Origin of the sequence: Pseudomonas sp. A-B-19, assembly GCF_019947515.1 — a bacterium.
Classification (GTDB): Bacteria; Pseudomonadota; Gammaproteobacteria; order Pseudomonadales; family Pseudomonadaceae; genus Aquipseudomonas.
The window spans coordinates 102,082-119,219 of the sequence record NZ_JAGYGN010000021.1 but is presented as its reverse complement, the minus strand read 5'-3'; the positions used below and the strand labels follow the sequence as shown (position 1 = coordinate 119,219).

The window sequence follows — 17,138 nt, the reverse complement described above, 5'->3', positions numbered from 1 at the left end:
CCCTGAAGCCCAGCCCCGCCGCCCGGCCGTTGCCCTGACACTCACCGAGCAACAGGCGATTCTCGGGTTTGCCGAGCGCCAGGGCGAACTCTCCCAGGCACGGGTCAATGAACTGGCCGCGATCCTCGCCCAACCATTGCAGGTCCAGCCTGCACAGGCGGTGACCGAGCTCAATGGCATCGCCCGCGGCTTGCTGGGGCCGACATGAAGCAAAGCCTGTTTGAAAGCCGGCACAAGGCCGAATGGGACCGCTTCTCCCACCTGCTCGAACAGCTGGAACGCGACGGCAAAATCACCGACGCCGGCAGTTTCCCAAAGGATTACCGACGCCTCTGCCAACACTTGGCACTCGCACGGGAGCGCGGCTACAGCAGTTTGCTGATCGATGCCTTGCAGCAACAGGCGCTGCGCGGGCATCAACAGCTTTACCGCCACCGCAGCCGCCTGGGGGCCAACATGCTGGCATTCATCCTGGCCGACTTTCCGCGACTGGTGCGCGAACAGTGGCGTTTCGTCCTCGCCGCCAGCCTGATGTTCTTTGCCAGCCTGGCCGGTTTCGCGCTGCTGGTGTACCTGTACCCGGATCTGGTCTACAACCTGATCCCCGCCGAACAGGTCAGTGAGATGCAAAGCATGTACGACCCCGTTGCCGGCCACCTCGGGCGCACGGCGCAGCGAGCCGCCAGTGAGGACTGGGCGATGTTCGGCTACTACATCATGCACAACATCGGCATCGCCTTTCAGACTTTCGCCAGCGGTTTGCTGTTTGGTTTGGGCAGTGCGTTTTTCCTGATTTTCAACGGCCTGATGATCGGGGCGATAGCCGGGCATCTGACCTACGTCGGCTACGGGCAAACCTTCTGGTCATTCGTGATCGGCCATGGCGCTTTCGAACTCAGCGCCATCGCCCTGGCCGGTGCCGCCGGTCTGAAACTGGGCTGGGCCTTGGTCGCCCCAGGGCGCCTGCCTCGGGCCGAGGCCTTGCGATTGGCGGCGCGCAAGAGTGTGCTGCTGGTCTGCGGGGTCATGCTGTTTCTGTTGATCGCGGCGTTTATCGAAGCCTATTGGTCGTCAATGACCGGTCCGTCGTACCAGACCAAATACCTGGCAGGCGCGGCGCTCTGGTTGCTGGTGGCGGTCTATCTCGTGTTTGCCGGACGTCGTCGCCATGCGCCTGAGTGACGCCACCGCGGTGATTCGCCCGCGCTCCACCTGGGAAGCCATGGACCTCGGCGTGCTCCTGAGCCAGCGCCACCGACGCCTGTTGATGACCAGTTGGGCCATGGTCACCTTGCCCATTTTCGCGCTGCTCAGTTGGGGATTCCGGGATTCGCCCGCGCTCGCCCTGTTCATTTTCTGGTGGCTGAAGCCGGCGTTCGAACGCCTGCCCTTGTACATCCTGTCCAAAGCCATGTTCGGCGAAACGCCCACGCTCAAGCAGGCCCTGCACCAATGGCCGCGCCTGCTCAAGCCGCAATTGCTGGCCAGCCTGACCTGGCGACGCCTGAGTCTGCACCGCAGTTTCGTAATGCCGGTGGTGCAACTCGAAGGGCTCGACGGACAACAACGCCAGCAGCGTCTACAGGTGCTGTTGCAGCGAGACGCCGGCACCGCACGCTGGCTGACGATCATCGGCGCGCACCTGGAGGGCGCGTTGTGGATCGGCTTGATGGTGCTGCTTTATCTACTCCTGCCACAGCAGGTCGCGCTCGACTGGAGCTGGCAGTCGCTGATCTCGGCGGCCACCCAGGACTGGCGTTGGCTGGAACACCTGACCAACGCCTTTTATGCACTGGTACTGGTGGTCTGGGAGCCGATCCATGTCGCCTGCGGCTTCAGCCTTTACCTGAACCGGCGCACCGTGCTGGAGGCCTGGGATATCGAACTGGTGTTTCGCCGAATGCGCCAGCGTCTGGTCAGTGCAAGCGCTGTCCTGTTGATCGCCGTGATTGTGCTGATGCCGACCACACACAGCGTATGGGCCGCCGAACCGGCCATTGCACCCGACAGCCCGCGCTTGCTGGCCCAGCCCCTGACCAGCCAGGCCTCCAGGGACAGCATCAAGACGATCCTCGAACAGCCCCCCTTCAAGAACCGGGAAACGGTCACGCGCTACCGCTTTGGCGAAGAGCAACCGAGTGCTGAAGCCGCGGACGATGGCAAGACACCGCAATGGCTGAAGGCGCTGTTGAAGCTGTTCGAGGGGCAACGCTTCGGGGCATTGGCGAGCCTGATTGAAATTCTGCTGTGGGGCATCGTCATGGGTGCCGTCGGCCTGTTGATCTGGCGCTATCGCGACTGGTTGCAGGCGTTCGTGAGCCTTCGACCGATCCCCGTCAACAAAGCCACGGGACCGTTACCGCAGCAGGCATTCGGCATGGACCTCAAGCCCGAATCCATGCCCGCCGACATCGCCGCCCACGCCGAAAGTCTTTGGCAGACTCATCCACGCCAGGCACTTGGTTTGCTTTATCGCGCCCTGCTCAGCCGTCTGTTGCACGACTTCAACATCGCGCTCAAGGCCGCCGACACTGAAGGCCAAGTGCTTCAGCGTGTCGAGCTATTGCAGCAACCGGCCTTGCTGGCCTACAGCAAAAACCTGACCGGGCACTGGCAAAACATGGCCTACGGTCATCGCCTGCCACCCGCTCAGGTGCAGCAGGAACTGTGTGACGGTTGGCGTGTTCTGTTCGGCCCGCAGGTGGTCCGTTGAACCGGCGCCGGGGCTCGATAGCCGGTGCATTGGTTGCCGTGTTGCTGGCAGCGCTGAGTGTTTATCTGTACCTCAAGGCAATCCCCTGGCAGACCGACATCGACCATGGTCCCTCCCCCGAAGCCAGGGCCAACCCATATCTGGCGGCGCAGCTGTTCCTGCGCAAGCAAGGCCTGAACGTCGACCGCGCCAATGGCCTCGACATCCTGCCCAGCCTCGACCCGCATCAACACAGCCTGCTGTTGCTGGCAGAGCGCGACAGCATGACCCCACGGCAGATCGACCAGGTGCTGAACTGGACCCGGGCCGGCGGGCGGCTTCTGTTCGTCGCCGAATCGCTGTGGGATGAAAAACTCGGCCATAGCAATGACCTGCTGCTCGATCGGGTGCAACTGCACCAATCCCTGAGCAAAGACCTCAAGGACCCGCCGCCGGGTGTCGGTGACGATCCGTACCCGCAACTGACCAGGCTCTATCTGGAAAACGAAGACGCCCCGGCCTATGCCGGTTTCGATACCGCGTTCCATCTCGAAGACCCGAAAAACCTCGCCCAGGCCTGGGCCAACAGCGCCAGGGCCACGCACCTGATGCAGCTTAAATACGGCCGCGGCTCGATCATCGTGGTCACCGATGCCGACTTGTGGAAAACCCCGGCCATCGACCAGTACGACAATGCCTGGCTGCTTTGGTACCTGACCGCCGACACACGTGTGACGCTGATCTTCAATACCGGTCACGACAGCCTGCCGACCTTGCTGCTGCGTTATTTCCCCCAGGCGCTGGTCGCGTTGTTCGCCTTGATCGGCCTGGGTTTCTGGCACTTCGGTGTGCGTCAGGGGCCATTGCTGGAACCGGCGCCGAAAGCGCGCCGGCAACTGCAGGAGCACCTGCGCGCCAGTGCCGACTTCCTGTTGCGCCGCAACGGTCAGGCCGGCCTGCTGCAAGCCTTGCAGCAGGACATCCTGCGGCGCATGCGGCGTCGCCATCCCGGCTTTGAACAACTCGCCGTTGCCGAACAATGGCTGGTGCTCGCGCGCCTGACCGGCCAACCCACACCCGCTATCAGCCAGGCCATGAGCCCGCGACCGAAGCAACGACTTACCAGCCTTGAATTCAGCCGTCTGGTCGCCCACCTGCAATCCTTGAGGAACGCCCTATGAGTCAATCGATCGAGCCCGACGCAGCGAGTCATGCCGCTCAGCAACGCCAGCGTGCCAGCCAGCTGGCCCAGGCCGTACGCCATGAATTGCAAAAAGCCTTGATCGGCCAGGACAGCGTGATCGACGACGTCCTGACGGCGCTGATCGCCGGCGGCCATGTGCTGCTCGAAGGTGTACCGGGCTTGGGCAAGACCCTGTTGGTGCGCGCCCTCGCTCGCTGCTTCGGCGGTGAATTCGCGCGCATCCAGTTCACCCCGGACCTGATGCCCAGCGACGTCACCGGGCACGCGGTGTACGACATGCAGACCGAGCAATTCAAACTGCGCAAAGGCCCGTTGTTCACCAACCTGCTACTGGCCGACGAGATCAACCGCGCCCCGGCGAAAACCCAGGCGGCGCTGCTCGAAGCCATGCAGGAGCGGCAAGTCACCCTCGAAGGCCGGCCATTGCCGATTGCGCAGCCGTTCATGGTGCTCGCCACGCAAAACCCGATCGAACAGGAAGGTACCTATCCGCTACCGGAAGCCGAACTCGACCGTTTCATGCTCAAGGTACGCATGGATTACCCCGACGCCGACCAGGAGTTGAACATGGTCCGTCAGGTCAGCCGCTCGACCCGGGCCGACATGCTCGATGTCCAACCGATGCGCACGTTGTTGCAGGCCAAGGATGTACTGGCCCTGCAACGCATCGCCAGCGACCTGCCGCTGGACGATCAGGTGCTCGATTACGCCGTGCGCCTGGCCCGCTCTACCCGCAACTGGCCGGGCCTGATCCTCGGCGCCGGGCCTCGGGCGTCCATTGCCCTGGTGCGATGTGCCAGGGCACGCGCCTTGTTGCGCGGCGGCGAGTTCGTGATTCCGGATGACATAAAAGGCTGCGCGCTGGCGGTGCTGCGCCATCGCGTACGCATCGCGCCGGAGCTGGATATCGAGGGCCTGGATGTCGATCAGGTACTCGGGCAGATGCTCGACCAAGTGCCGGCTCCGCGCCTGTGAAACCCTCGCGCCTCATGCTCGCCTGGCTGATGATGCTGCTGGCTTGCGCCATTGTGTCGGGCACTATGCAGGCGTTGGAGTTCACGGTTCCGGCGAATCTCATGGCGATCAACTGGGGGTTACTCCTGGCGTTGCTCGCCCTGGCACTGCTGGATGCGGTGCGTGTGAAGCGCTTGCGGTCGCCCCGACTGAAACGCCAGATACCCGGCAGCCTGGCGCTGGGTCGATGGAGCGAGGTGCAACTGACGGTCGAACACGACTTTCCCCAACCGCTGAACGTACAAGTTTTCGACCATGTGCCGCCGGGCCTGAGCTTCGAAAACCTGCCGCTGACGATTGAGCTGCAACCCGGCCAGCACAGTCTGGCCGGTTATCGCCTGCGCCCGCTCAAGCGCGGTCACTTCAGCTTCGAACGCTGCGAAATCAACCTGCCAAGCCCTTTGGGGCTCTGGTCGGACAGGCGTTTGCTCGACCTGCCCGATGCCACCCGCGTCTACCCCGACTTCGCCCGTCTCTATGAAGGACAACTACTAGCGGTGGACAACTGGCTCAGCCAGCTTGGCGTACGTCAGAAACAACGACGGGGCCTGGGCCTGGAATTCCATCAATTGCGCGAATTTCGTGAGGGCGACAGCCTGCGCCAGATCGACTGGAAAGCCACCGCCCGCCAGCGCACGCCGATTGCCCGGGAGTATCAGGACGAGCGCGATCAGCAGATCATCTTCATGCTCGACTGCGGCCGGCACATGCGCAGTCAGGATGATGAACTGTCGCACTTCGATCACGCCCTCAACGCCTGCCTGTTGCTCAGCTACGTCGCGCTGCGTCAGGGTGATGCGGTAGGCCTGAGCACCTTTGCCAGCGAACAGCCGCGCTACCTCGCGCCGGTAAAAGGCACCAGCCATCTCAACACCCTGCTCAATACCGTCTATGACTTGAACAGCAGCCAACGCAGCGCCGACTATCAAGCCGCGGCTACGCAACTGCTGGCACGGCAAAAACGCCGGGCCTTGGTGGTGCTGGTGACCAACCTGCGCGAGGAGGATGACGATGGGCTGCTCTCGGCTGTCAACCGCCTGAGCCAGCGGCATCAGGTGCTGGTCGCGAGCTTGCGTGAAGGCGTTCTCGACACCCTGCGTCAGTCACCGGTGCAGACCTTGCCCGAGGCGCTGGCCTATTGTGGGACCGTGGACTACCTGAATGCACGCGCCGAGCTCCATGAGCGCTTGAACGCTCATGGAGTATTGGTGCTGGATGCACGCCCCGGCGAGTTGGGGGCAGAGTTGGTGACTCGGTACCTGGGCTGGAAAAGAGCCGGACTCTGAGCAATCACTCACACTCGAGCTCCCATTGATCTCAGGCTGAAGCAGGCAACGGCAGAAAACTGAAGTACTGCTTCAACGCCTCCACCAATTGCCCATACTCCGGCGGTGCCCGTTGCAGGCTGAACCCGGCGTCGTAATGTTGGGGGGTCACGTCTTCGTGACACCACAGACAACAGGCCTGCAAATCGATGATCTGCTGGCCACCCTCGCTGGCGGGAATTTTCAGGCGCAGGTTGAAGTCGGCGCCAATCATCATCGGCAACGGGCTGATCAGCATCAGCCCGTCTTCAGAAACATTGCCAAGGTTGCCGATGGGTTTGCCCGTGATGCCGTTGAACACTTTCAAGAAGCACGGCAGTTGATGCCGCTCGATTCGGCGGTCGGTGAACATGTGCAATTTCGCTATGCCAGGCTCTTAAGCAGAGCCGCACTACTGCTTCGGAACGGGCATGCATCAAGTCTTTGCCCGCTCTCCCCGCTTCCGGTGCGCCAATCCTGACAGCGCTGAGTCCTGCTTGTGCCGGTCACAGGTGTTGCCCCGGTTGATCAGAGGCAAGGCTCTAAAACCGGTTCATTGGACTATAGCTCAGCACCGCCGGGGAGCCAGCGATCAGAGGGTACTACCATCAGAACTGCGTCCATCAGAACTGCGTCGGTTTAACGGCCGCCGCACTGCGCGTCGGATAGTGGCCCAGGCTCTGCAGGGTTTCAATGCGGGCATGGGCGCGGTAGGCGTACTCGCTCTGTGGATAAGACGCCATGATGAACTGATAGGTCTGAACCGCATCGATATACATCTTCTGCCGCTCCAGGCACAGGCCGCGCATCATCGACACTTCCGGCCACACGTAAGGCCGCGCGCGGCTGTCGCGTTCGACCTTGGACAGTTCGAGCATCACCTGCTCGCAATTGCCCCGGTCATAGGCGCTGTAGGCATTGTTCAAATGATGATTCATCGACCAACGGGTGCAGCCCGTGACGCTGAGGGCACTGAGGGCTAGGGCGGCAATGAGCACGAATCGCATGGGGGATCTCCTGTCTTGAACCCTGTATCGACCCGTGGTCGGAAATCTTCAGGCTGCCGGACGCAAAGTTGCAGGGTTCAATAAAGAAAGAAATAAGTAGTGCAAACGAACAATGACTACAGCATCGGAGCGTAGTAGCCTCACTCAGCGCTTGAACTCAGGAGTCTTTGCATGTCCGTCCGTCGTACCAAAATCGTCGCCACCCTTGGCCCGGCCAGTAACTCGCCGGAAGTTCTCGAACAGCTGATCCTGGCTGGCCTGGACGTCGCCCGCCTGAACTTCTCCCACGGCACCCCCGACGAGCACAAGGCTCGCGCGAAGCTGGTGCGTGACCTGGCCGCCAAGCACGGTCGCTTCGTCGCCCTGCTGGGTGACCTGCAAGGCCCGAAAATCCGTATCGCCAAATTCGCCAACAAGAAGATCGAGCTGAAGATCGGTGATCAATTCACCTTCTCCACCAGCCATCCTCTGACCGAAGGCAACCAGCAAGTGGTCGGCATCGACTACCCGGACCTGGTCAAGGACTGCGGTGTGGGCGACGAGCTGCTGCTCGACGACGGTCGCGTGGTGATGCGCGTCGATACTGCCACGGCCACCGAATTGCACTGCACCGTGACCATCGGCGGCCCGCTGTCGGACCACAAAGGCATCAACCGTCGCGGTGGCGGCCTGACCGCTCCGGCCCTGACTGAAAAAGACAAGGCCGACATCAAGCTCGCCGCGGAAATGGAAGTCGACTACCTCGCGGTGTCCTTCCCGCGTGACGCCGCCGACATGGAATACGCCCGTCAACTGCGCGACGAAGCCGGCGGCACTGCCTGGCTGGTGGCGAAGATCGAACGTGCCGAAGCCGTGGCCGACGACGAAACCCTCGACGGCCTGATCAAGGCGTCCGACGCGGTGATGGTTGCCCGTGGTGACCTGGGTGTGGAAATCGGCGACGCCGAGCTGGTGGGCATCCAGAAGAAAATCATTCTGCACGCACGCCGCCACAACAAAGCGGTGATCGTCGCGACCCAGATGATGGAGTCGATGATCCAGAACCCGATGCCGACCCGCGCTGAAGTGTCCGACGTAGCCAACGCCGTGCTCGACTACACCGATGCCGTGATGCTCTCGGCCGAAAGTGCTGCCGGCCTGTACCCGCTGGAAGCCGTCCAGGCCATGGCGCGTATCTGCATCGGTGCCGAAAAGCACCCGACCAGCAAGACCTCCAGCCACCGCATCGGCAAAGAGTTCGAGCGCTGCGACGAAAGCATCGCACTGGCGACCATGTACACCGCCAACCACTTCCCGGGCGTGAAAGCGATCATCGCCCTGACCGAAAGTGGCTACACCCCGCTGATCATGTCGCGCATCCGCTCCTCGGTGCCGATCTACGCGTTCACCCCACACCGCGAAGCCCAGGCTCGCGCGGCAATGTTCCGTGGCGTGTACACCATCCCGTTCGACCCGGCTTCCCTGGCGCCGAACGAAGTCAGCCAGAAGGCGATCGACGAGCTGGTCAAGCGCGGCGTAGTACAGAAAGGCGACTGGGTCATCCTGACCAAGGGCGACAGCTACCACACCACCGGCGGCACCAACGGCATGAAGATCCTGCACGTTGGCGACCCGATGGTCTGAGTGACCGGTTGCTGAAAAACAAAAGCCCTGCCATGTGAATGGCGGGGCTTTTTGTTTTCTGATCCTGACACGGTGTTGTTCTGGCTGGCCTCATCGCGAGCAAGCTCGCTCCCACAGGGTTTTGTATTGTTCACAAATCACATGATCGCCTCCGGAACCTGTGGGAGCGAGCTTGCTCGCGATGAGGCCGGCCCAGTCAGCGAAAGACTCAATGCCGCTTGATAAACCCGGTCAACGCCGCCAACGCCTCCGGCGATCTCAGCCGCTGGGTAAACAACGCCCCCTCCTCTTCAATAACCGTAAGCAACAGCTCCCGATCCGGCGCCTTCATCAGTTGCTTGCTGATGCGCACCGCTTCGGGAGGCAGCGACTCAAAGCGCAATGCCATCTCCCGCGCCTTGGCCAAGGCCTCCTCGCCACTGCCCAGCGCCTCGGACGCAATGCCCCACGCGGCCGCCTGTTCACCATTGAAAGCCTCACCGAGCAGCAACAACTGCGCCGCCCTGGCCTGCCCGAGCAGACGCGGCAGGATCAGGCTGGAGCCGAACTCCGGGCACAGGCCAAGGTTGACGAACGGCATGCGCAACCGGGCATCGCGGGCGACATAGACCAGATCGCAATGCAGCAACATCGTCGTGCCAATACCCACCGCCGCTCCGGCCACGGCGGCAATCACCGGTTTGCGGCATTCGAGCAGATTGAGCATGAACCGGAACACCGGGCTGTCGAGGCCGCTCGGTGGTTGCTGGATGAAATCGGCGATGTCGTTGCCGGCGGTAAAACATTCGGCAGAGCCGGTGATCAGCACGGCGTTGATCCCGGGGTCGCTGTCGGCGTGTTTCAGCGCCTCGGCCAAGTGGCTGTACATGGCGCGAGTCAGGGCGTTTTTCTTGTCCGGGCGATTCAGGCGCAGGGTCAACAGGCCGCGTTCGCGTTCAACTTCGATGGCATCGGTCAATGGCAGGTCTCGCGTCTGATAAGTCAGCGCTCAACCACGGGGCAGGAATACATCGGCCAGCAGTTGATTGCGCGGCAATCCCGCCAGATACAGGCGCCGGGCAAAGGCGTCGACACTGTCGGGGGCTCCGCAGAGTAAGGCCAGGGTTTGCCGCGAAACAAGCCGCAGTTGCGCCAAAGCCTCCGGTAACTCGGCCGGAGTCCACAGTTCGACACTCAGGTTCGCACGGCTGGCGGCCATGGCTTGCAGCGGTTTGGCCAGGTAGTGCTCATCGGCATCATGGGCCAGGTGGATGACGCGGATGGCGCCTTGGTGATCTTGCCGCAGGGCTTCGCGCAAGACGCCAAACAATGGCCCCAATCCGGTGCCGGCCGCCATCAGCCACAACGGCCGGGCGTGCCAGTCCGGATCGTAATGCAGGGCACCACCGCGCAGCTCACCGAGGCGGATCGGATCGCCGATGCGCAATTGCCTGGCGGCATCGCTGAATTCCCCGGGCTTGCGGCAATCGAGATGAAACTCCAGAAAGCGGTCTTCTTGCGGCAGGCTGGCGAGGGAATATGGCCGTGCCACACTGCCCGCCCACAACACCAGGTGCTGGCCGGCGCCATAGCGTAACGGTCGCTGGGGGATTACGCGCAGACGCAGGACCGTGGCGCTCAACCAATCGACGGCAGCCACTTCGGCCGGTCGGCCATCGGTCTGCGGGTCGAAGGCGTGCACCTGCAAGTCCTCGACCACCTGGCACTGGCACGCCAGGCGCCAGCCCTGATCTCGCTGGTGTGCACTCAAGGCATCCGGGCGGCTGTCGCTCGGCAGGCCCTGCACACATTGCACCAGGCACGCATGACAACTGCCGGCGCGGCAACTGTAGGGCACCGGCACGCCATTCTGGTTCAGCGCGTCGAGCAGATTGCTGCCCGTCGCCACCGACCAGCGAAGTTCACCGACCCGCAGCTCAGGCATCGACGTTCTCCCACGCCGCCGCGCATCGATTGCGCCCGTCACGCTTGGCGCGATAGAGCGCCTGATCGGCCTGTTGCAAGGCGTCATCGAGGTCGTCGCCCAGCTCCAGCAGGGTCATGCCGGCGGACAGGCTGAGGTTGCGCACATTCAGGCCGATCAACTCGACATCGGTGAACGCGATGCGCAGCCGTTCGCAGCACGAAGTCAAACGGTCGGCATCACAATCGGGCAGCAGCACTACGAACTCTTCACCGCCGTAACGGGCCAGAACGTCACCGTCGCGCAGGCACGCGGTGGCAACGCCGGCAAAGGCTTGCAGCACCTGATCGCCGGCGGCATGGCCGTGCAGGTCATTGATGCGCTTGAAATGGTCGAGGTCGATCAGCGCCAGGCCGTGCACCACATCGGCGTCCATGGCATTCAACTCGCGGGAAGCCAGGCGCAGGAAATGCCGGCGATTGAACAGGCCTGTGAGCTCGTCGGTGGCCACCAGGTCTTCGAGCTGGCGCATCATCCCGCGCAAGGTGTCCTGGTGCGCCTGCAACGCAAATCGTCGCTGGCGCATGCGTTGTCGCGAAGCCTGGACATAGCGGGCATACAGCACCAGCCAAACCAGGACGATGAGCAGTACACAGACCTGGAGCGCCGCCATGGCCGGATCAGGCAGCTGGAGGTGGTAGCCCTCCCACAGCGTGATCGCACTGAAGCTGAAGAACACCAGCAGCGCGCATCGTACTAAAGACCGCCGCGACAGATGGAACAGGCCGAACAGCAGGATCAGCACGTAAAACACCAGAAACGCACCCCGGGCTTCGTCCAGATGGGCGATCAGCCAGGTTTGCCACCCCAGCCCCAGCAACACTTGCGCCTCGGTCAGGCTGGGGTCGGCGAAACTCAGGTTACTGCCGCTGTAAAACACCGCGAACAAGGCGGCCTGACTGACCACCACCAGCACGCTGCCGATGACGACACTGGAAAGCGGCGCGTTGTAGTGACCGGTAAAAAAAGCCAGCCACAGCAACAGCAATGCCAGGGCATAGGTGCCGGCCGCGAGGATGAAACGTTTGAGCAACAAGCGCTGGATGGCGTTATGGGTCAATCGTAGATTCACCGAATGAAAGGAGACTGACAGAGCGTCCTACTCTACAGACCGAATGTCACTTTAGTGGCGTGGCCGATAAATGACCATTCAATTTTCGTCAGGCCGAAAACGTTTGCCAACGCCATGCCGTTGTAGGAGCAGGCTTGCCAGCGAAGGCGTCCTCGCAGGCGATACGGTTGGCGGCTGATCCACCGCTTTCGCTGCGATGCGGCGACCCGACAAGCCAGCTCCTACAGGGGGCGAGTACGACAATGAGACCAAGGTTTGACCACTGGCGCGTGTGCCCTTCACCGAGGCGCGGTATACTGCCGCGCCTTTTTAGCGTCGCGCCAGCTTGCCCGGCGTGCCTTGAAAGGTGCTTGCAACCGACCGATGCACCCAAGCTGCAAGCACCTTATTGAATGTTCCCGTCTTTTAGAGGAGCGCGACTCATGACCGTGATCAAGCAAGACGACCTGATTCAGAGCGTTGCCGACGCCCTGCAGTTCATTTCCTACTACCACCCCGTGGATTTCATCCAGGCGATGCACGAAGCCTACCTGCGCGAAGAATCGCCAGCGGCCCGCGACTCGATGGCACAGATCCTGATCAACTCGCGCATGTGCGCCACCGGCCACCGTCCGATCTGCCAGGACACCGGCATCGTGACCGTGTTCGTGCGTGTCGGCATGGACGTGCGTTGGGATGGCGCCACCATGGGCCTGGACGACATGATCAACGAGGGCGTACGTCGCGCCTACAACCTGCCGGAAAACGTCCTGCGCGCTTCGATCCTCGCCGACCCGGCGGGCGCTCGCAAGAACACCAAGGACAACACCCCGGCCGTTATCCACTACTCCATCGTTCCGGGTAACACCGTGGAAGTGGACGTGGCGGCCAAGGGCGGCGGCTCCGAGAACAAGTCGAAAATGGCCATGCTCAACCCGTCCGACTCGATCGTCGACTGGGTGCTGAAAACCGTTCCGGAAATGGGCGCCGGCTGGTGCCCACCGGGCATGCTCGGCATTGGCATCGGCGGCACGGCCGAGAAAGCCGCGGTCATGGCCAAGGAAGTGTTGATGGAATCCATCGACATCCACGAGCTCAAAGCCCGTGGCCCACAGAACCGCATCGAAGAAATGCGTCTGGAGCTGTTCGAGAAGGTCAACCAGTTGGGCATCGGTGCCCAGGGCCTCGGTGGCCTGACCACCGTGCTCGACGTCAAGATCATGGACTACCCGACCCATGCCGCCTCGCTGCCGGTGTGCATGATCCCGAACTGCGCCGCCACCCGTCACGCGCACTTCGTGCTCGACGGTACAGGTCCGGCCTCGCTGGAAGCGCCACCGCTGGACGCCTACCCGGAAATCGTCTGGGAAGCCGGGCCGTCGGCCCGTCGCGTCAACCTCGACACCCTGACCCCGGAAGAAGTGCAGAGCTGGAAACCGGGCGAAACCGTCCTGCTCAACGGCAAGATGCTCACGGGTCGCGACGCTGCGCACAAACGCATGGTCGAGATGCTGAACAAGGGCGAAACCCTGCCGGTGGACCTCAAGGGGCGCTTCATCTACTACGTCGGCCCGGTCGATCCGGTCGGTGACGAAGTGGTTGGCCCGGCAGGTCCTACCACCGCGACGCGGATGGACAAGTTCACCCGTCAGATCCTCGAGCAGACCGGTTTGCTGGGCATGATCGGCAAATCCGAGCGCGGCCCTACCGCGATCGAAGCGATCAAGGACCACAAGGCCGTTTATCTGATGGCAGTGGGCGGCGCGGCTTACCTGGTGGCGCAAGCGATCAAGAAGTCCCGCGTAGTCGCTTTCGCCGAACTGGGCATGGAAGCGATCTATGAGTTCGACGTAAAAGACATGCCGGTGACCGTTGCGGTCGACAGCAAGGGCGAGTCGGTACACATCACCGGTCCTGCCATCTGGCAGAAAAAGATCAGTGAAAGCCTGGCGGTGGAAGTGCAATAAACAGCACTGCCCCCTGAAAAAAACCGGCCGGTCGGCAACGACAGGCCGGTTTTTTTTTGGGGCTGGCAAAAATCTGATTCCACAAACGACCAACGCATTGAAACCACCGTCAGCGCATGGTTTCCAGCGAGTGATGAACACTTTCCCCATGGTATGGTGCTCCCCCCTATTTTCGTCTGTTGTTCTGAGCATGCTGCTGACTTCCCGATCCCTACGCCTGGCGCTCTACACCCTGTTGATCATCGCCGGTGCCGCCCTCGCCGCCACGCTGGCCATGCGCCACGCCGTGCGCCAGTCAATGGTTGAAGACGCTGGCCGCGCCAATCAGCAATTGGCGTTGTACGCCACGTCCCTGCATACCCTGATCGAACGTTACCGTGCCCTGCCCGCCGTGCTGGCGCTGGATCCGGAACTGCGCTCGGCGCTCAAGGGGGCGGTGAGCCCGGAGCAGCAGGATGCCTTGAACCGCAAACTGGAAAAGATCAACGGCGCCGCCGAATCCTCGACCCTGGAATTGCTCGACCGCAGCGGCCTCGCCATCGCGGCGAGCAACTGGCGTTTGCCCAGCAGTTATGTCGGCCACAACTACGGATTCCGTCCCTATTTCAACCAGACCCGCACCCAAGGCACCGGGCGCTTTTATGCCGTGGGTGTGACCAGCGGGATTCCCGGCTACTTCCTCTCCAGCGCAGTCAGTGATGATGGCGGCCAGTTCCTCGGCGCCATGGTGGTGAAACTGGAGTTTCCCGAACTGGAGCGGGAGTGGCGTCAGGGCAGCGACACGCTGCTGGTCAGCGACGCACGGGGGATCATCTTCATCGCCAACCAGCCGGGCTGGCGCTATCGCCTGCTCAAGCCGCTGAGCGACAGCGATCACGCCGAACTCAAGACCACCCGCCAATACGACAAGCAGCCGCTGACGCCGCTCGAGTTTCAATCGTTGCGGCGCTTCGACGACAACAGTGACCTGGCTCGGGTCGACGGCCCGGACGGCAAGGCGGATTATCTGTGGGAGTCCCTGCCGCTGAGCACCGAGGGCTGGACCCTGCACCTGCTGCGTCGCCCGCAGGTCCCCTTCGAAGACAGCCGCAACGCCGCGCTTGCCGCGGCCGGGTTGTGGCTGACCCTGGTGTTCCTGTTGCTGTTTCTCAACCAGCGCTGGCGCCTGGCGAAAATGCGCCAGCGCAGTCGCGAAGAACTCGAACGATTGGTAGAAGAACGCACCCGCGACCTGCGCACCGCCCAGGAAGGCCTGGTGCAATCGGCCAAACTCGCGGCACTGGGGCAGATGTCCGCCGCCCTGGCCCACGAAATCAACCAGCCGCTCACCGCCCAGCGCATGCAGTTGGCAACCTTGCGCCTGCTGCTCGACCACGGCCGCGTCGACGACGCCTACAAGGCGCTCAAACCGGTGGATGAGATGCTCACGCGCATGGCCGCCCTCACCGGCCACCTGAAAACCTTCGCCCGCAAAAGCCCCAGCGGTTTGCGCGAACGCCTGGACCTGGCGGCGGTGGTGGACCAGTCGCTGCAACTGCTCGACACAAGGCTGCGCGACGAACAGGTCAGCACGGTGCTGCACCTGACTCGCCCGGCCTGGGTGCGTGGCGATGCGATTCGCCTGGAACAGGTGCTGATCAATCTGCTGCGCAACGCCCTCGATGCGATGCAGGACAAACCCTGCAAACGCCTGGAAATCCGCCTCGAAGCCGACGAGCAATTGTGGCGCCTGAGCGTGATCGACAACGGTGGCGGTATCGCCGAAGAAAACCTGTCCAAGGTCTTCGATCCGTTCTTCACCACCAAACCGGTCGGTGAAGGCTTGGGCATCGGGCTGGCCGTATCGTTTGCCATCGTTCACGAATCCGGCGGGCGCCTGAGTGCCGGCAATCATGACAAAGGTGCCGTGTTTACCCTGACCCTGCCTATTGACCTTGAGGTGCATGAAGCATGCTGAACTCAGTGATCGTGGTCGACGACGAAAGCAGCATCCGCAGTGCCGTCGAGCAATGGTTGAGCCTGTCGGGTTTCGAGGTGCAGCTGTTCAGCCGCGCCGATGAATGCCTGGCGCAATTGCCCAGGCATTTTGCCGGGGTGATTCTCAGCGACGTGCGCATGCCCGGCATGACCGGCCTGGAACTGCTGGCCGAAGTACAACGCCGGGATGCCGATTTGCCGGTGATCCTGCTGACCGGCCACGGTGATGTACCAATGGCCGTCGAGGCCATGCGCGACGGTGCCTACGATTTCCTCGAAAAACCCTTCAGCCCGCAAACCCTGCTCGGCAGCCTGCGCCGCGCCCTCGACAAGCGCCGGCTGGTGCTGGAAAACCGCGCGTTGCACGAAGAGGCGGACAACCGCGCCAAGCTGGATGCCACGTTGCTCGGGGTGTCCCGGGGGTTGCAGACCCTGCGTCGGCAGGTGCTGGACCTGGCAGCACTGCCGGTCAACGTACTGATCCGTGGCGAAACCGGCAGCGGCAAGGAACTGGTCGCCCGCTGCCTGCACGACTTCGGACCGCGAGCCGACAAGCCCTTTGTCGCACTCAACTGCGCGGCCATCCCCGAGCAATTGTTCGAGGCCGAGCTGTTCGGTCACGAGAGCGGCGCGTTCACCGGGGCGTCCGGCAAGCGCATTGGCAAACTCGAATACGCCGACGGCGGTACGCTGTTTCTCGATGAAATCGAAAGTATGCCGCTGGCCCAGCAAGTGAAACTGCTGCGGGTATTGCAAGAGCAAAAGCTTGAACGACTGGGTTCGAACCAGAGCATCCGCGTGGACCTGCGCATCATCGCCGCGACCAAACCGGACCTGCTCGATGAAGCGCGGGCCGGACGTTTTCGCGAAGACCTGGCCTATCGCTTGAACGTCGCAGAACTACGCCTGCCGCCCTTGCGCGAACGCCGGGAAGACATTCCGCTGCTGTTCGAATCGTTTGCCCAAAACGCCGCCGAACGCCTGGGACGTAAATTTCCACCATTGAGCGGCGCGCAATTGAGTCACCTGCTGAGCCACGACTGGCCGGGCAACGTGCGCGAACTGGCGAACGTCGCCGAGCGTCAGGTATTGGGCTTGGGTGAGCCGCAGCCCTTGGGCATCGAGCCCGGCCAGTCACTGGCAGCGCAGCAGGAAGCGTTCGAAGCGCAATGCCTGCGTGCCGCGCTGACCCGGCACAAGGGCGATGTGAAAGCGGTGCTCGAAGAACTGCAACTGCCGCGCCGGACCTTCAATGAAAAGATGCAGCGGCATGGGTTGAGTCGGGAGATGTTTTTGTAGGGCCTGAACCGGCCCCTTCGCTGGCAAGCCAGCTCCT

Annotated in this window: 13 protein-coding genes and 2 pseudogenes; 10 read left to right on the top strand and 5 right to left on the bottom strand. The window is 62.5% G+C overall.

Annotation, left to right across the window (positions count from 1 at the left end):
- From KGA81_RS21735 to KGA81_RS21710, 6 genes and pseudogenes are all read left to right on the top strand, one after another.
- Positions 1 to 208, top strand: a pseudogene (locus KGA81_RS21735) (RDD family protein); the annotation flags it as partial.
- The gene (locus KGA81_RS21730) at positions 205 to 1,182 is read left to right on the top strand and encodes a stage II sporulation protein M (RefSeq protein WP_223548303.1); all 978 of its coding nucleotides are present in this window, start codon (positions 205 to 207) and stop codon (positions 1,180 to 1,182) included. The pseudogene KGA81_RS21735 and the gene KGA81_RS21730, both read left to right, overlap by 4 nt.
- Positions 1,169 to 2,713 (top strand): DUF4129 domain-containing protein, encoded by a 1,545-nt coding sequence (locus KGA81_RS21725; protein WP_223548301.1) that lies wholly within the window; start codon positions 1,169 to 1,171, stop codon positions 2,711 to 2,713. Before KGA81_RS21730 ends, KGA81_RS21725 begins: the two co-directional genes overlap by 14 nt.
- The gene (locus tag KGA81_RS21720) at positions 2,710 to 3,873 is read left to right on the top strand and encodes a DUF4350 domain-containing protein (RefSeq protein ID WP_223548299.1); all 1,164 of its coding nucleotides are present in this window, start codon (positions 2,710 to 2,712) and stop codon (positions 3,871 to 3,873) included. The genes KGA81_RS21725 and KGA81_RS21720 overlap by 4 nt, the downstream gene beginning before the upstream one ends.
- Complete coding sequence (locus KGA81_RS21715) at positions 3,870 to 4,871, top strand: AAA family ATPase (RefSeq protein WP_223548297.1); 1,002 nt, start codon at positions 3,870 to 3,872, stop codon at positions 4,869 to 4,871. The genes KGA81_RS21720 and KGA81_RS21715 overlap by 4 nt, the downstream gene beginning before the upstream one ends.
- The gene (locus KGA81_RS21710) at positions 4,868 to 6,196 is read left to right on the top strand and encodes a DUF58 domain-containing protein (RefSeq protein WP_223548294.1); all 1,329 of its coding nucleotides are present in this window, start codon (positions 4,868 to 4,870) and stop codon (positions 6,194 to 6,196) included. The genes KGA81_RS21715 and KGA81_RS21710 overlap by 4 nt, the downstream gene beginning before the upstream one ends.
- Before the next feature lie 31 nt (positions 6,197 to 6,227).
- Here the strand turns inward: KGA81_RS21710 and KGA81_RS21705 are convergent, their stop codons facing one another.
- Together KGA81_RS21705 and KGA81_RS21700 are read right to left on the bottom strand one after the other, a co-directional pair.
- Complete coding sequence (locus KGA81_RS21705) at positions 6,228 to 6,587, bottom strand: PilZ domain-containing protein (RefSeq protein ID WP_223548292.1); 360 nt, start codon at positions 6,585 to 6,587, stop codon at positions 6,228 to 6,230.
- Positions 6,588 to 6,837: 250 nt separating this feature from the next.
- Positions 6,838 to 7,221 (bottom strand): tetratricopeptide repeat protein, encoded by a 384-nt coding sequence (locus KGA81_RS21700; protein WP_223548290.1) that lies wholly within the window; start codon positions 7,219 to 7,221, stop codon positions 6,838 to 6,840.
- Positions 7,222 to 7,392: 171 nt separating this feature from the next.
- Here KGA81_RS21700 and pyk point away from each other — a divergent pair, with 171 nt between their 5' ends.
- The gene (gene pyk, locus KGA81_RS21695) at positions 7,393 to 8,844 is read left to right on the top strand and encodes a pyruvate kinase (RefSeq protein ID WP_108215066.1); all 1,452 of its coding nucleotides are present in this window, start codon (positions 7,393 to 7,395) and stop codon (positions 8,842 to 8,844) included.
- Positions 8,845 to 9,052: 208 nt separating this feature from the next.
- Here the strand turns inward: pyk and KGA81_RS21690 are convergent, their stop codons facing one another.
- The 3 genes from KGA81_RS21690 to KGA81_RS21680 are packed head-to-tail and all read right to left on the bottom strand — an operon-like array spanning position 9,053 to position 11,867.
- Positions 9,053 to 9,802, bottom strand: coding sequence for an enoyl-CoA hydratase-related protein (locus KGA81_RS21690; protein WP_223548288.1), 750 nt, complete (start codon positions 9,800 to 9,802; stop codon positions 9,053 to 9,055).
- Positions 9,803 to 9,832: 30 nt separating this feature from the next.
- Positions 9,833 to 10,768: an iron-sulfur-binding ferredoxin reductase gene (locus KGA81_RS21685; protein ID WP_223548285.1), complete on the bottom strand. Its 936-nt coding sequence runs from the start codon at positions 10,766 to 10,768 to the stop codon at positions 9,833 to 9,835.
- Entirely contained in the window at positions 10,761 to 11,867 is a 1,107-nt protein-coding gene (locus KGA81_RS21680) for a sensor domain-containing diguanylate cyclase (protein WP_223548283.1), read from the bottom strand. Before KGA81_RS21680 ends, KGA81_RS21685 begins: the two co-directional genes overlap by 8 nt.
- A 434-nt stretch (positions 11,868 to 12,301) precedes the next feature.
- Here KGA81_RS21680 and KGA81_RS21675 point away from each other — a divergent pair, with 434 nt between their 5' ends.
- The 3 genes and pseudogenes from KGA81_RS21675 to KGA81_RS21665 form a co-directional block, all read left to right on the top strand.
- A complete protein-coding gene (locus tag KGA81_RS21675; RefSeq protein WP_218427023.1) occupies positions 12,302 to 13,825 on the top strand; it encodes a fumarate hydratase in 1,524 nt (507 codons plus the stop codon).
- A 190-nt stretch (positions 13,826 to 14,015) separates the two neighbouring features.
- Complete coding sequence (locus KGA81_RS21670) at positions 14,016 to 15,782, top strand: ATP-binding protein (RefSeq protein WP_223548281.1); 1,767 nt, start codon at positions 14,016 to 14,018, stop codon at positions 15,780 to 15,782.
- A pseudogene (locus KGA81_RS21665) lies at positions 15,776 to 17,115 on the top strand (sigma-54-dependent transcriptional regulator); the annotation flags it as partial. The gene KGA81_RS21670 and the pseudogene KGA81_RS21665, both read left to right, overlap by 7 nt.
- Positions 17,116 to 17,138: the final 23 nt, after the last annotated feature.

Coding starts and splice junctions, on each gene's coding strand:
- KGA81_RS21685 (WP_223548285.1), bottom strand. CDS start 10,768: ATGCCTGAGCTGCGGGTCGGTGAACTTCGCTGGTCGGTGGCGACGGGC.
- KGA81_RS21730 (WP_223548303.1), top strand. CDS start 205: ATGAAGCAAAGCCTGTTTGAAAGCCGGCACAAGGCCGAATGGGACCGC.
- KGA81_RS21700 (WP_223548290.1), bottom strand. CDS start 7,221: ATGCGATTCGTGCTCATTGCCGCCCTAGCCCTCAGTGCCCTCAGCGTC.
- KGA81_RS21705 (WP_223548292.1), bottom strand. CDS start 6,587: ATGTTCACCGACCGCCGAATCGAGCGGCATCAACTGCCGTGCTTCTTG.
- KGA81_RS21670 (WP_223548281.1), top strand. CDS start 14,016: ATGCTGCTGACTTCCCGATCCCTACGCCTGGCGCTCTACACCCTGTTG.
- KGA81_RS21725 (WP_223548301.1), top strand. CDS start 1,169: ATGCGCCTGAGTGACGCCACCGCGGTGATTCGCCCGCGCTCCACCTGG.
- KGA81_RS21715 (WP_223548297.1), top strand. CDS start 3,870: ATGAGTCAATCGATCGAGCCCGACGCAGCGAGTCATGCCGCTCAGCAA.
- KGA81_RS21675 (WP_218427023.1), top strand. CDS start 12,302: ATGACCGTGATCAAGCAAGACGACCTGATTCAGAGCGTTGCCGACGCC.
- pyk (WP_108215066.1), top strand. CDS start 7,393: ATGTCCGTCCGTCGTACCAAAATCGTCGCCACCCTTGGCCCGGCCAGT.